Source organism: Flavobacterium sp. MEB061, from assembly GCF_000834715.1.
GTDB classification, from domain to species: Bacteria; Bacteroidota; Bacteroidia; order Flavobacteriales; family Flavobacteriaceae; genus Flavobacterium; species Flavobacterium pectinovorum.
The window spans coordinates 475544-489380 of sequence record NZ_JXQR01000015.1; the positions used below are offsets into that span (position 1 = coordinate 475544).

The window sequence follows — 13837 nt, forward strand, 5'->3', positions numbered from 1 at the left end:
AGGTCTGTTAATAATGTTCAATAAATATACTAATTTATCAAGAAAACTGCACAATTTTTTAAGTGAATTAGGCAAGTAGTAATTAAAATTTAAATTTTTTAATTGAGATAAAATTTAAATCTTTTGAGTTAAGCAAATCTTTTTTTAATGAAGAAATTTGAATAAACAGATTGCTAACATTTAACTAAAAATATCAGGTCATGAAAAAGGAAATGTCAAAACACGAAACAGACTATATAAAGAAATATGAAGAAGAAGGATATACAAGCAATTTTTTGTTCGATAACAATTCTTTAATAGATTCAGAAACAAAACAGGTTTATAAACCTGAAGATATAACTATTGTAGCCCATCACCGTTATGAAGGAATGAGCGATCCTGATGATATGTCAATTTTATATGTTATAGAAACGAAAGATAAGATAAAAGGAACTCATTTAATTGGTTATGGACCAATGGCTGATCTGGAAGAAGCAGAATTCTTTAAAGACATTCCTGAAGAGAATTACGCTCAAAACTCAGATATAAACGAACTGACTTAGACGTTGGACTATTTTATTTTGCAGGAAAGCAGTTATTCCGGATTTAATTCCAGAATAGCTGTTTTTTTTATGAGATTAATTGTAGTAGGATGATTTAACCGCAAAGTGTCCAAAGGTTTACGCAAAGACCGCAAAGCTTTGCGATCTTATATTGTATAAACACACCTCTTAGTCACTTTGAGAAAACCTTTGCATCCTCTGCGGTACATTGATTAATCCCAACAGTTTTTAAACGTAAGATATTAATTATGAAAAATCTGCCTGAAATTGTATAATAAATTGGCTGTAGATATGTACGAAATTTGAATATTATAAAACAGGAATGACAAACCTAATAAATAAGTAATAATAAGATTGTACATAAAGAAGTACTAACCAATTTATTAAGCCAAACCAAAATGAAAAAACTTTACTTAAATACAGGAGAATTCAATACAATTTTTAATGATCTTGCCGATAGTTTCGGAGGTGAATTAACCACTAATAATAATGACTACAATTTAGCTATAAAATCAAAGTGGGCAAAAGGAAAAATTACAGGAACTCATTTTGAAAAAGAAATATCATATATGCATTTTGACCTTACGTTTCATAACGAAGTAAGTTTGAGCATAGAATCTTTTCAGGGAGCGCCAATATTTTTTGCTTATTGTGAAGAAGGAAGCCTAACACATAGTTTTGGTGCCAATGGCGAGAAAAAAAGCCTTAAAAAACAACAAACCGGTATTTTAAACAACACATCTACAATCAATAGCGTTTTGTATTTTGAAAGTTTCAAACGCATTCAGTTTTCATTGATCGTGATGCCTTTAGCGGTTACTTTAAAAGAAGAGAGTTTTGAATTGATTTCTCATTTGAAAAAAGTGTTTACAAGCGAATCCGGAAATTATATTTATATCGGACAGCAAAATCCGAAAATTACCCAAAAGCTAAAAGAACTTAATACGATTCCGCAAAAAGGAGCGGTTAGAAGTTTGCTTCAAAGAAGTATTATGAGCACGATTCTGGATCTGGAGATAGCCCAACATAGTTATAACTATGCCACAATGATTGCTCCGTTTATGAATTTGGCGACAAAACAATTAGATGAACTAAAAAGAATTTCGAACATGAATTTTTCTGAAGTTTTATTCTCAATTGGTCTTGGACGCAAAAGTTATTTCCCAAGATTAATAAAAGAGAGATATCATACATTAAACAAACATTATCACCAAAATTCGCTAGCTAAAACAGCCTAATATACCTTTAACTTGTAAGATCAAAAAACAGCTTTTGTATAAGCTGTTTTTTTTGTTTATCTATATTTCATTCTTTTAATTATAGAATTGATTCTAAAAGATTAATGTTAAATTGTACGAAAAAACGTGTTTTATTTTAAATACTATTTTTAATTATAAGAATTTTACTATTTTTATAAAAAAATAACATTTAAGATTGAAGTACTTTGACATCAGCAAAATTGTTTCTTTTAGGCATGGAACGAGACTTACGATGGGTAGACACAAATTATTACAGATATGTAGCAAGAGACGGTTCCCCTAGCAGTAATCTTGAAGGAGGATTGCTTCGGTTAAGTTTTGTTTCACAAGAAAGCGATGAGGTTTTTTGGCATAATATGGTCAAAAAAGTCGATAAGGAAACAGAGAGAATGGAAAAAGGAGAAATACATTTTTATAGCAAAGGAAACGAAGATAGTGCAATAAGAAAATATAAATTTAATGATGCTTATTTGGTAGAATTCTCAGAAATATTTCATTCCTGGGGAACAGAAAATATGCAAATTATTTTGACAATTTCACCTGCGATTCAAAATTATGGTTATTCACAAGATTTTGTAAAACATTGGCAGGTATCATCCTTACCAACTCAGCCCACTTATTATCAACCCAAAGAAGAAACCGAAGATCGTATCATATACATAAACGGACATTTTTATAATAAAGATGGTACTTTTGAAGGTAAAATAAACGAGCCTGATTTTGAAGGAAGTGTAGAGGATGTTTATGTTTGTGATGGGAAATCAACCCAAAAAAATAAAAATGGAAATGATTTGGTAACTTATAATAATACTAAATTGTTGAAAGAAAACGATGTGAAAATTACTCATGAGAAATTTATAAATTTAGCATCAATAGCATATGGAGAATGTTCATTAGAGTACAATTTAGATGTTAAATTGGAATTATTTGCTATCGCATATGTAAATTTTAAGCATCCAAAAAATGTAGCATATGGAAAAGATAGTGCTGGGGCTATATCATTTAGAAAAAGAGAGAATGAAAAAAGGAATGGTACTGTAATGCAGACAGCGTTAGCAGCAGTTATTAATGCACTTACTGATGGTAAAGATTATAGCAATGGCGCAGATTCATGGGATGGTGTTGACGTATTGACAGGAAGATTTGATGCTAAATGGAAACAAGAAAATCATTTTAGGCAAAGAGTACATGGCAAAAGAAAAGGAATAACCGATCCTAAAAATTTGTCTCAAACTTTTTATAGTAATGTAAAAAAAGCATTAGAAAATAAAATTAGCAATCCAAAAATAAGTGAATCATTGCAAAAAGATTATCAAAATAAACTTGACAATTTAAAAGACCTAATAATTTATAAAGAGGAATACGAAGTTGTAAACAAACAAGACAAACTTAAATACACACCTTGTTTTGAGATATTAGCAACGCATGCCGGAAGCATTTTTTACAAAGAACTAAAATAATTATGAAAAAATATTATATAATATGGTTTGTATTAATTGTAAGCAATTTATTTTCTCAAAATAAAAAGTATGATACAATATTGTTTAAAAATATTAAAATTGATAATCGGGAATTATATTTTGAATATAAAAATTTCAAAGATTTAGAGACAATCTACGGGAAATTGAATAATAATTTAAAAAGAATGAAAACTACGGAAAAGATTCCTTTACATTATAATTCAAAGCTTATCAATTCATTTTCTAATGATGAAGTTTCATTATTAATGACTAAAAATAAGGCTTTTGTGGATTATTTTGATTTTGAATTATCTAAAAAAACTGGAATTATTTATTATAAAAATAAGAAAATCATATTATCTAAAAACCTGACATTATCTCAATTTAAGAAAGTTTTTAAAAACTCATATAAAAATGCATCAGGATTACCAGTGACTCCACTTGAGAGAGCCGCTTTTATATCGGCTTTTATAGTAAACAAAAAAAGGACAGGATATATTAGTTTTACATTTTACGATAGTAAATTAATCTCATTTTTTATTTCTGATTACAAACCTGAGAATTTTTAATCAAGGTAAAAATGTTTCCAAAATAAAAACAATAATTACTGATAGTACTTCTACTGACACTATTTTGGATTCTTATTCTAAAATTAATTTAAGATAAGTTATATCAAATAATGATCACTTAATACAAGCGCCCTGCTCGTGAACAAAAAGAATGGCAGCTATCTAAATAAAACCGCCTACAAATCAATTCAAAAACTCTCAACCAAAAAAACAATAAATTGAAAATAAAATTCATTTTACTAATATTACTTTTTTGCAGTTGCAAAAACTACACCTTTGAAGGTAATGTTCATGATTATGACACAGATAAACCGCTTAAAAATGTTGAAATTATCATTAACAATAATATAACCCGAACAGACAGTTTAGGATTTTTTAGCTTGAAAATAAATTCAAATTCTGCGAACATAATATTGAAAAAACAAGGTTATGCTACAAAAAAGCTATATCGAAAATCAAATACTAAAGAAGAAACTCATAATGAGAATCTAAAGAATCCTGCCATTTATTTATACAAACGCGAAAGTGATTTTTATAACAAAATGAGATAAACGCGAAACAGTTTTTATAAGCTGTTTTTTATTCGTTAACTTTCCTTTTCATAATAAATAATAAAATAAACCATTATTAAGTTGAGGAATAGTGAAACACTGTTGGTAATGATAATTGGCATATCATTTTTAAGAATACCATAAACAACCCACACGGCAATTCCGAAAGTTAAAACACTGAAAGTTAAAAGAGAAATTTGTTTTACTTTTTTCGTTTTCCAAACTTTCACGATTTGTGGCACAACGGATATTGTTACACAGATTCCGGCGAAGAGTCCAATAATATCGGTTAAATTCATAAGCCTTAAATATTTAAAACTAATTTCTCAGGATAAATTCTCTATTAAAATTCCAGATTAAATTTAATTCTTCTTTTCTGATAAGCTTAACTTCAATACATAAAAGAATATCTCAATAAATTCTGATTTTATCTTATTTGAATGAAAATAGCTACGTCAAAAGTCGATTTGAGAATTTATAGGATAAATCTAATATCTTATATATCACACTAAAATGGAAATTCTGAAACTCAACATGGGAATTATGAAACTTATTTTAATTACGATAAAAGAGGAAACTTCTTTTTTTTTATAAATTTGAAAGTTTGAGCGAATGTTTTTAAAAGAATAATCAACTTTTAAAAAATATAATCAATTTTAATCCGAATTAATTAAAATTTAATTCATAACGTTTTACTCCCCAAATAAAATGATATTAATTGTAGATGATATTCGGGCTAACATAATTGCCTTAAAAAAAACACTTGAACTGCATGATATTGAGGTTGACACAGCAGAGTCTGGAGAAGAAGCTTTAAAGAAAATCCTAAAAACAAATTACTGCCTGATAATAATGGATGTTCAGATGCCCGGACTTGACGGCTTTGAAGTAGTAAAAATTCTTTCCGGAAATAAACGCACCAAAGACATACCGGTTATCTTTTTATCGGCGATCAGCATCGAAAAAAAATACATTTTTAAAGGTTACGAAACAGGGGCTGTCGATTATATTACAAAACCGGTTGATACTGATTTACTGATCTTAAAAGTAAAAACTTTCCTTAAAATTTACGATCAGCAAAATCAATTGAAAGTCATGAAAGACTTACTTTCAAAAGAGATTAAAATTCGTAAAGAAGCTCAGGATAATCTAGAAGTTAAAATCAGCGAGAGAACAAAAGAACTGGTTTCTAAAAATGAAGAACTGGAAATGAAGAACCACGAATTGCAGCAATTCGCCTGGGTGGTTTCTCATGATTTAAACGAGCCAATCCGAAAAATTCAAATCTTTATTAAAATCATAAAAGAGCTTTATTTAACCACAGATGCAAAAGGAATTGATTATGTAGACAGAACCATAAAAGCTGCCGAAAGAATGCAAACCCTTATTACAGACTTGCTTGCTTACTCGCGACTTTCGTCAAAAGTTAAACCTGAAAAAACAGACTTAAATGTTGTATTACAGGAAGTCCTGTCGGATTTTGATTATTTGATAGAACGCAAATGTGCGGTTATAAAAACAAGCCAGCTGCCAACTATAGACAGTATTCCGAGCCAGTTGCGTCAGGTTTTTCAGAATTTGATTGGAAATGCGCTTAAATTCTCCGGAAATGTGGAAATTCCGATTATTGAAATCACTTCAGAACTAATAAAAACGAAAGATTTTGACGCTGAAATTGCTCCTGATGGAAAATTTTGCCGAATTACAGTAACAGATAACGGAATAGGTTTTGACGAAATTTATCTCGACCGCATCTTTATTATCTTTCAAAGTCTTAACGACCGTCAAACTTATGAAGGTACCGGGATTGGTCTTGCCATTGCAAAAAAAATTGTTGATAAACACAACGGATTAATCACCGCAAAAAGTCAATTAGGCAAAGGCGCCAGTTTTATTATCATTCTTCCCCTACAATACGAAAACTAAATCAAATCGGATTACAACCTATGAAAAACAACTTTAAAAGAAATTTACTAATCAGCTCCCTGGTTTCATTACTTGTATTAATGATCAGTTCTACGGCATCGTTTATTAGTATAAAAAACTTATTGAAAAGTAATTTTTGGGTCAACCATACCCAGGATGTTATTTACAACTTAAACCAGGGGTCTTCGTCGCTTACAGATGCCCAAACCAGTATGCGAGGCTATCTGATAACCGGAGACGAACAATTTGTAAACAGATATAATGCATATGAAGCAGAATCAAATGGTTATTTTGATAAGTTAGATGAACTTACAACTGATAATCCGTCACAGCAAAAAGCTTTATTGCAATTAAAAACCCTTCGATCTAATTTCTTTAAATACCTAAATAATCAAATTGTAAAAAAACGACTAGGGAAAAACAATACTACATTCGACTTAAACGAAGGAAGAGCCATGATGGACGAACTTCGTACTTATTTTAAACGAATTGAGCTGAGCGAGCAAGCCCTTTTAAAAGAGCGCAACCAAACTTCAGAACGTTATGGAACGTATAGTACCATTTTAATTATTGTGGCTTTTATTATTGCATTTTTGATTTCGATCGTGTTTTTAATCAGAATTTTAAAAGATTACAACGAACGTTCTGAGCTTCAGAGAGAATTAGAACAAAAAGATATAGAAACTGCTCAAAGGATTGAAGCAATCAGTTCTATAGCATTAAATATTTCAAATGGTAATTATGATATTCGTGTAGACGATACCAAAGCAGATGCACTGGGAAGTGTTGGAGAATCACTTAATAGCATGAGCAGTGCGCTAAAGCAATCTTTTAGTTTATTATCAGAAAAAGAGTGGATACAAAGCGGTGTTGCAGGTCTTAATAATGTCATGCTAGGTGATAAATCGTTGAAAGAACTCGCAAAAGATGTTATCGAATATTTGTGTCATTATACAAACAGCAGTGCCGGCGTTTTTTATGTTATAGAAGGTGATGAACTTTCTTTTACGGCAGGATACAGCTATATCCCGACAAAAAGCAGAGAAACGATTCAAAAAGGCGATGGTCTGTTAGGCCAGGCAATTATTTCGGGCGAACTTTTAGAATTAAGAACTATTTCTTCAGATTTTATTCATATAAATTATGCTTTGGGCGAAATAAAACCAACGCATATTGTGGCAGTTCCGTTGATCGATAACAGAGTAGAAGGAGCTCTGGAACTGGCGAGTATTTATGGTTTTTCCGAATTACATTTAGAATTCCTTAGAACCATAGCAAATAATATTGGTATTTCCATCAAATCAACGCAAAACCGTAAACGTGTTATGGAGTTGTTAGAAGAAACCCAATCACAATCAGAAGAATTACGTGTTCAGCATAGCGAATTAGAGGCTATTAATGCCGAATTAGAAGCGCAGACAGAAAAACTGCAGGCATCTGAAGAAGAACTTCGTGTGCAACAGGAAGAACTGGAGCAAACCAACGAGGAACTTTCGGAAAGAAGTGTTTTATTGGAAGAAAGAAACAACGAAATTCAAAAGAAATCAGAAGCATTGGAGCTTACAACTCGTTATAAATCAGAGTTTTTGGCAAATATGTCGCATGAATTAAGAACACCTTTAAATTCTATTTTACTTTTAAGCCGATTATTATCTGAAAATAATGGCAAAGGCATGAACAATGAAGAAGTTGAATTTGCAAAAGTGATTCAGAGTTCAGGGAACAGCTTACTTGGTTTAATTGATGAAATTTTGGATTTATCTAAAATCGAAGCCGGAAAAATGGAGCTTGAATTTTTAGATGTTTCTACTAAAGAAATTACAGATACACTTTCCAGTTTATTTTCTCAGGTTGCCAAAGAGAAAGGAATCAAATTTGAGATTATGTCTAAAGATGCTCCAATTGTCATTAAAACAGACAAAATGAGATTAGAGCAAATCCTGAAAAACTTAATTTCAAATGCTATTAAATTTACAGATAAAGGTTCTGTAAGTGTCGAAATAAAAATAAACGATGACGATGATAAAGTAATCTGTTTCATTGTAAAAGATACAGGAATCGGAATTCCGTTAGAAAAGCAACCGTTAATTTTTGAAGCTTTCCAACAAGCAGACGGATCTACAAAACGTAAATATGGAGGAACAGGCCTAGGATTATCCATTAGTAGAGAATTGGCAAAATTACTTAGAGGAGAAATTATTCTGCATAGTAAAGAAGGCGAAGGAAGCTCGTTTACTTTATGCTTACCGGTTTACGGAACAATCAGCAAAAAAGTAATTGTTGATAAAGCGCCGCCGCCAATGGAAATTTCTACAGTTGAAACTGAAGAATTGAAAAAGATAAAAAATAAATATTTGTCTGCCGTAATTCCTGATGAAATTGAAGATGACAGAGATATAATTACTGAAGAAGATAAAGTTATTTTGATTGTAGAAGATGACATCAATTTTGCACAATCACTTTTGGCATTTAGCCGAAAAAATGGATATAAAGTTGTAGTTGCCGTTCGCGGGGATTATGCTTTAAACTTTGCCTTAATGTACAAACCAGTAGGTATTTTATTGGATATCGAATTGCCAATAAAAAGTGGTTGGGAAGTTTTGGAAGAATTAAAAAACAACATTCAAACCAAACACATTCCCGTACATATTATGTCGTCGCACAAACTAAAACAGGAAAGTTTGCTTAAAGGAGCTGTTGATTTTCTAGACAAACCGGTTGCTTTTGATAGAATTCCGGAGGTTTTCATGCGTATCGAACATATTATTACCAAAGAATCTCAAAAGGTTTTAATTATCGAAGATAACCCTAAACATGCCAAGGCATTAGCTTATTTCTTAGAAAGTTATAATATTAACTCTGAGATAAAAAGTGAAGTTTCTGAAGGTCTGAAAGCGTTGAATAAAACAGAAGTTGATTGTGTGATTCTCGATATGGGAATTCCGGATAAACAAGCCTATCAAATTTTAGATGGCGTTAAAAAAAGCCCGGGATTAGAAAATCTTCCCGTAATTGTGTTTACAGGAAAAAGCCTTTCACTTAAAGAAGAAGTAAAAATTAAGAAATATGCTGATTCTATTATCGTAAAAACAGCACATTCTTACCAAAGAATGCTCGATGAGGTTTCGTTGTTTTTACATTTAGTAGAAGAAAATAAAGGACAAAACGGCAAAAAAGAAAGCTACAAAAAACTAAATTTACTAAACAATATTTTACATGATAAAAAAGTATTGATTGTAGATGACGATGTTCGTAATATTTATTCATTAACAAAAGCACTCGAAGTTTTTAAAATGAATGTAATTACGGCATTCGACGGTAATGACGCAATAAAGGTATTAGAAGAAAATCCCGATACTGATATTGTTTTGCTGGACATGATGATGCCAAATATGGACGGTTATGAGACTGCCGAAAAAATAAGAACAATTCCTAAATTCCTGACCTTGCCATTAATCGCCGTAACAGCAAAAGCAATGACAGGCGACAGAGAAAAGTGCATAAAGGCAGGAGCATCAGATTATATTACAAAACCTGTAGATATAGATCAGTTATTGTCGCTATTGCGTGTATGGTTATACGATAAAATTTAATGCATAATTGCTGAAGAGACATGGAGAAAAAACGACTCTTGATTATTGATGACGATTCAAGAAATATATTTGCTTTGGTAAACGTTTTGCGTGCCAAATCATTCGATTGTTTGTCTAGTTTAAGTGCCGAAGACGCAATACGATTATTAAAAACAGACGAACATATCGATGCTATTTTAATCGACATGATGATGCCCGAAATGGATGGTTATGAGGCAATTCCGATTATAAAAAGTATTCCGTCACGAAAAAATACATTAGTTGTTGCAGTTACAGCCCAGGCTATGACAGGTGACAAAGAAAAATGCCTTGAAGCAGGCGCAGATGATTATGTTTCAAAGCCTATAGACGTAGATAAATTGATGCACGTTTTAAATAAAATTTAAAATTGTTATGATAGAAGACATTGAGTTAGAAACCCTTATAAATGATATTTACGAATATTACGGTTTTGACTTTGGAAGTTATTCTAGAGCATCATTAAAAAGGCGCGTTAATAGAATTTACCATTTAGATGGATTCAGGAATTTTTATGAGTTTTTATCAAAAGTTAGAAACGATTCTGATTATTATAAAAGATTAATCGACGAAATTACTGTAAACGTTACAGAAATGTTTCGGGACCCGACTTTTTATAGAATTGTCAGAACCGAAATATTGCCCTTACTTGCCACAAAACCATTCATACGTTTGTGGCATGCAGGATGTTCCACCGGCGAAGAAGTGTATTCGATGGCCATAATGTTAAAAGAAGCGGGACTTTTGCACAAATCATTGATATATGCCACCGATATTAATTCGAAAGTATTGGAAACAGCCAAAAAAGGTATTTTTCCTTTACGAATGATGAAAGAATATTCAGAAAACTACAGAGATTCTGGCGGGCAGGAAGATTTTTCAAGCTATTATATCGCCAATTACGGCATTGCAAAATTCAATGATGAACTGGCCCAAAAAATGGTTTTTTCGCAGCATAATCTAGTTTCAGATAATTCATTCAACGAATTTGATTTTATTTTATGCCGCAACGTTTTAATCTATTTTGATAATGATTTACAAAAAAGAGTCATCAATTTATTTGATTCAAGTTTAGCAGTTTTGGGTTTTTTGGCACTCGGAACCAAAGAAACCATAAAATATTCGATATCTACAACTAAATACAAGCAGTTAGAGAAAGAGAAAATATGGAGGAAAGTAAAATAATATCGAACAAAAGAGTAGTTATTATAGGAGGATCGGCGGGAAGTTTGAATGCAATATTACAAATTTTACCTGATTTGCCTGTATTTAAAACTTTTGCGCTCGTAATTGTCCTGCATCGAAGAGGAACAGATGATTTGACCCTCGAAGAATTAATAACACTTAAAGCCCAAACCGAGGTAAAACTTATTGAAGACAAAGTGCAATTAATGCATGGATTTATTTATGTTGCACCTTCAAACTATCATTTATTATTTGAAAAAGATGATTTTTTTGCCCTCGATACTTCAGAAAAAGTAAATTACAGCCGACCAAGCATTGATGTTTCTTTCGAATCTGCCGCAGAAGTTTATGGTTCTAACCTAATCGGAATTTTGCTATCGGGTTCCAATAAAGACGGCACAGAAGGATTAAAAGCCATTCAAAACGCAGGCGGAATAGTCGTAATTCAGGATCCAAAATCGGCAGAAATGCCTTATATGCCTTCTAATGCCATTTTAAATACTACTCCGGATTATATTTTAAGCACCGAAGAAATATTGAAATTTATAATTTCTATAGATAAATAATTATATTTTTAATATTCTATCCTGCAAGGTTTTCGAAACCTTGTAGGTATTACTATGTCCAAACCTACAAGGTTTCGAAAACCTTGCAGGACGCTACCCATTCTAAACATTATCATTTCCATAACGATACCATAAACCAACTCTCGGTTATAATCCATAAAATTGCAAGTGAAAGTGATCCCAAAATACTTTCTAATTCTCCATTTGCAAAAACATAACCTATGATTTCCAAAATATTTTCCGTTTATAAAAATTCAATTCTATTTCTGTTTTTTATTCTTTGCATCAATAATATTTCAGCACAAAAACAAACCAAACTCGATGGTGTTCAGATTGCTTTTTTATCAGATGTGCATTTGCAGGATTTATTTGGTAAATTTTCAGATAATGATTATCGGGGTGTTTTAAATCCAAAAACAGGAAAATATACTTTATTGAGAACTATGGCGTCTCAATTGCATTCGACCCGAATATTCAACGAAAACTATTTTGCTTTTATAGCAGCTCTTGATGATATCGCTAAGCGAAAGATAAAATACGTCGCGCTTCCCGGTGATTATACTGATGATGGTCAGCCTATTCACGTGCGTGGGTTAGAAGCGATTCTAAATCAATACAGAAAAAAATACGGCATTGAATTTTTCATTACAACCGGAAATCACGATCCTGTTGGACCATTTGCACAGGAATCCGGCAAAGAAGATTTTTTAGGCAAAGAAGGCAAAAGCCAGCCCATTTATAGCAAAGAAGGCCTGTATAAGCCAAATTTAACTATTGAACAGCCTGTTGTAATAACAGCCGATATTGCTAAAATGGGTTATTTGGGAATTACAGAAGGCTTGAAAAATTTTGGTTTTTATCCTAATGAAAAATACAAATTCTGGGCAACACCTTTTTCAGCTTATACGGCTGAAAATTATAGTTTTGAAAAAGCATCAGAAGCTGCAAAATTATCAAACAGAGTTTATGAAGTAGCACCAGGCTACGAGGTTCCGGACGTAAGTTACGTTGTTGAACCAGTTGACGGACTGTGGCTTATGGCGATAGACGGTAATGTATATATTCCCAAAAAAAATGCTACGGCAGACGCAAAAGATTCTAAAAATTACTCAGAAGCCAGCACCGGATATAATAATGTGCTTTCGAATAAAAAACATTTAATAAAATGGGTCGAAGAAATTTCGGCTCAAGCCAAAAAACAAGGCAAGACCTTAATTGCTTTTAGCCATTTTCCGATGATTGATTTTAATGATGACGCTTCTGCAGAAATAAAAGAACTGCTTGGGCCAAACAAATGGCAATTGAACAGAGTTCCGGTTGAAGAAGTGGCGCAAACTTTTGCAGATGCAGGTTTAAAAATTCATTTTGGCGGACACATGCACATTAACGACACCGGAATTCGCACCACAGCAAAAGGCAATACATTGGTCAATATTCAAACGCCATCTTTGGCGGCGTATATTCCCGCTTATAAATTACTGACAATTCAAAAAGATAATTTGGTAGATATTCAAACGATTACGATTGATAAAGTGAAAGGTTATAATGAACTTTTTGATCTGTATAAAATGGAATATCAGTTTTTAGAATCGCAGCATACTAAAGATATTTGGAACAAAGCCATTTTAGAAACCAAAAACTACCACGATTTTACCGATTTTCATTTGAAAGAATTAGTTCGCCTTCGTTTTTTATCAGATGATTGGCCTTCTGCTTTCAAAGATTTTTTTCTGCATATTTCTGCTTCAGAATTATTGGTTTTAGCGAATATTCAATCTGATAAAGATTTTGATTTTATTCTGAAAAACAAGGAAAGTGCCGCAAAGGAATGGGCGGAAGCAGAACAAAAAACAAACAAGATATTAGCCGAAAACAATATCAAAAAACAAGATTTAAACTGGACAGGTTATGATTTTCTGGTAGATTTTTATCGCTTTAGAAGCGCTGATGAACTGGCTCTGACCGATGTTGGCGAAAAAAGAGCCAAACAATACAAAGTTCTTTCACAAATGTTTTTTGAAAATCATAAAGATGATAATTCTAAAGAAAAACCTCTTCAAAATCAACTTCGATTATTTTTAATCATCTTCAATAAATTCATGCATGAAGTTCCTGCAGATCATTTTAGTGTTGATTTGAAAACGGGAAAAATTAAAAGTTTAAAATGA

Annotated in this window: 12 protein-coding genes; 11 read left to right on the plus strand and 1 reads right to left on the minus strand. The window is 31.9% G+C overall.

The genetic code is table 11. The annotated features are described in order from the left end of the window. Positions 1 to 200 precede the first annotated feature (200 nt). The 5 genes from RT99_RS09360 to RT99_RS09380 all read left to right on the plus strand — a co-directional run bounded on the left by RT99_RS09360 (position 201) and on the right by RT99_RS09380 (position 4381). Positions 201 to 542, plus strand: a complete 342-nt coding sequence (locus tag RT99_RS09360) for a hypothetical protein (RefSeq protein WP_042564450.1) — start codon at positions 201 to 203, stop codon at positions 540 to 542. A 398-nt stretch (positions 543 to 940) separates the two neighbouring features. Beyond that, complete coding sequence (locus RT99_RS09365) at positions 941 to 1780, plus strand: hypothetical protein (RefSeq protein ID WP_042564451.1); 840 nt, start codon at positions 941 to 943, stop codon at positions 1778 to 1780. Between the two features lie 221 nt (positions 1781 to 2001). Continuing rightward, the gene (gene tssD / locus RT99_RS09370) at positions 2002 to 3261 is read left to right on the plus strand and encodes a type VI secretion system tube protein TssD (RefSeq protein WP_256365463.1); all 1260 of its coding nucleotides are present in this window, start codon (positions 2002 to 2004) and stop codon (positions 3259 to 3261) included. Between the two features lie 2 nt (positions 3262 to 3263). After that, the gene (locus RT99_RS09375; RefSeq protein WP_042564453.1) at positions 3264 to 3830 is read left to right on the plus strand and encodes a hypothetical protein; all 567 of its coding nucleotides are present in this window, start codon (positions 3264 to 3266) and stop codon (positions 3828 to 3830) included. Positions 3831 to 4048: 218 nt separating this feature from the next. Further along, positions 4049 to 4381, plus strand: coding sequence for a hypothetical protein (locus RT99_RS09380; RefSeq protein WP_042564454.1), 333 nt, complete (start codon positions 4049 to 4051; stop codon positions 4379 to 4381). A 35-nt stretch (positions 4382 to 4416) separates the two neighbouring features. Here RT99_RS09380 and RT99_RS09385 read toward each other — a convergent pair whose 3' ends face one another. Beyond that, positions 4417 to 4680: a SemiSWEET family sugar transporter gene (locus RT99_RS09385; protein ID WP_042564455.1), complete on the minus strand. Its 264-nt coding sequence runs from the start codon at positions 4678 to 4680 to the stop codon at positions 4417 to 4419. A gap of 409 nt (positions 4681 to 5089) precedes the next feature. Here RT99_RS09385 and RT99_RS09390 point away from each other — a divergent pair, with 409 nt between their 5' ends. The 6 genes from RT99_RS09390 (at position 5090) to RT99_RS09415 (ending at position 13837) form a co-directional block, all read left to right on the plus strand. Beyond that, complete coding sequence (locus RT99_RS09390; RefSeq protein ID WP_042564456.1) at positions 5090 to 6307, plus strand: response regulator; 1218 nt, start codon at positions 5090 to 5092, stop codon at positions 6305 to 6307. A gap of 20 nt (positions 6308 to 6327) precedes the next feature. Continuing rightward, positions 6328 to 9900: a response regulator gene (locus RT99_RS09395; RefSeq protein ID WP_042564457.1), complete on the plus strand. Its 3573-nt coding sequence runs from the start codon at positions 6328 to 6330 to the stop codon at positions 9898 to 9900. 20 nt (positions 9901 to 9920) lie between these two features. Continuing rightward, positions 9921 to 10286: a response regulator gene (locus RT99_RS09400; protein ID WP_042564458.1), complete on the plus strand. Its 366-nt coding sequence runs from the start codon at positions 9921 to 9923 to the stop codon at positions 10284 to 10286. 7 nt (positions 10287 to 10293) lie between these two features. Next, positions 10294 to 11103: a protein-glutamate O-methyltransferase CheR gene (locus tag RT99_RS09405; RefSeq protein WP_042564459.1), complete on the plus strand. Its 810-nt coding sequence runs from the start codon at positions 10294 to 10296 to the stop codon at positions 11101 to 11103. Beyond that, a complete protein-coding gene (locus RT99_RS09410) occupies positions 11085 to 11669 on the plus strand; it encodes a chemotaxis protein CheB (protein ID WP_042564460.1) in 585 nt (194 codons plus the stop codon). The genes RT99_RS09405 and RT99_RS09410 overlap by 19 nt, the downstream gene beginning before the upstream one ends. Before the next feature lie 221 nt (positions 11670 to 11890). Further along, complete coding sequence (locus tag RT99_RS09415) at positions 11891 to 13837, plus strand: metallophosphoesterase (protein WP_042564461.1); 1947 nt, start codon at positions 11891 to 11893, stop codon at positions 13835 to 13837.

Bases quoted from the DNA above. Each gene is read 5' to 3' on its own strand.
- RT99_RS09395 (WP_042564457.1), top strand. From the start codon at position 6,328: ATGAAAAACAACTTTAAAAGAAATTTACTAATCAGCTCCCTGGTTTCA.
- RT99_RS09365 (WP_042564451.1), top strand. From the start codon at position 941: ATGAAAAAACTTTACTTAAATACAGGAGAATTCAATACAATTTTTAAT.
- RT99_RS09390 (WP_042564456.1), top strand. From the start codon at position 5,090: ATGATATTAATTGTAGATGATATTCGGGCTAACATAATTGCCTTAAAA.
- RT99_RS09375 (WP_042564453.1), top strand. From the start codon at position 3,264: ATGAAAAAATATTATATAATATGGTTTGTATTAATTGTAAGCAATTTA.
- RT99_RS09410 (WP_042564460.1), top strand. From the start codon at position 11,085: ATGGAGGAAAGTAAAATAATATCGAACAAAAGAGTAGTTATTATAGGA.
- RT99_RS09360 (WP_042564450.1), top strand. From the start codon at position 201: ATGAAAAAGGAAATGTCAAAACACGAAACAGACTATATAAAGAAATAT.
- RT99_RS09405 (WP_042564459.1), top strand. From the start codon at position 10,294: ATGATAGAAGACATTGAGTTAGAAACCCTTATAAATGATATTTACGAA.
- RT99_RS09385 (WP_042564455.1), bottom strand. From the start codon at position 4,680: ATGAATTTAACCGATATTATTGGACTCTTCGCCGGAATCTGTGTAACA.
- RT99_RS09400 (WP_042564458.1), top strand. From the start codon at position 9,921: ATGGAGAAAAAACGACTCTTGATTATTGATGACGATTCAAGAAATATA.
- RT99_RS09415 (WP_042564461.1), top strand. From the start codon at position 11,891: ATGATTTCCAAAATATTTTCCGTTTATAAAAATTCAATTCTATTTCTG.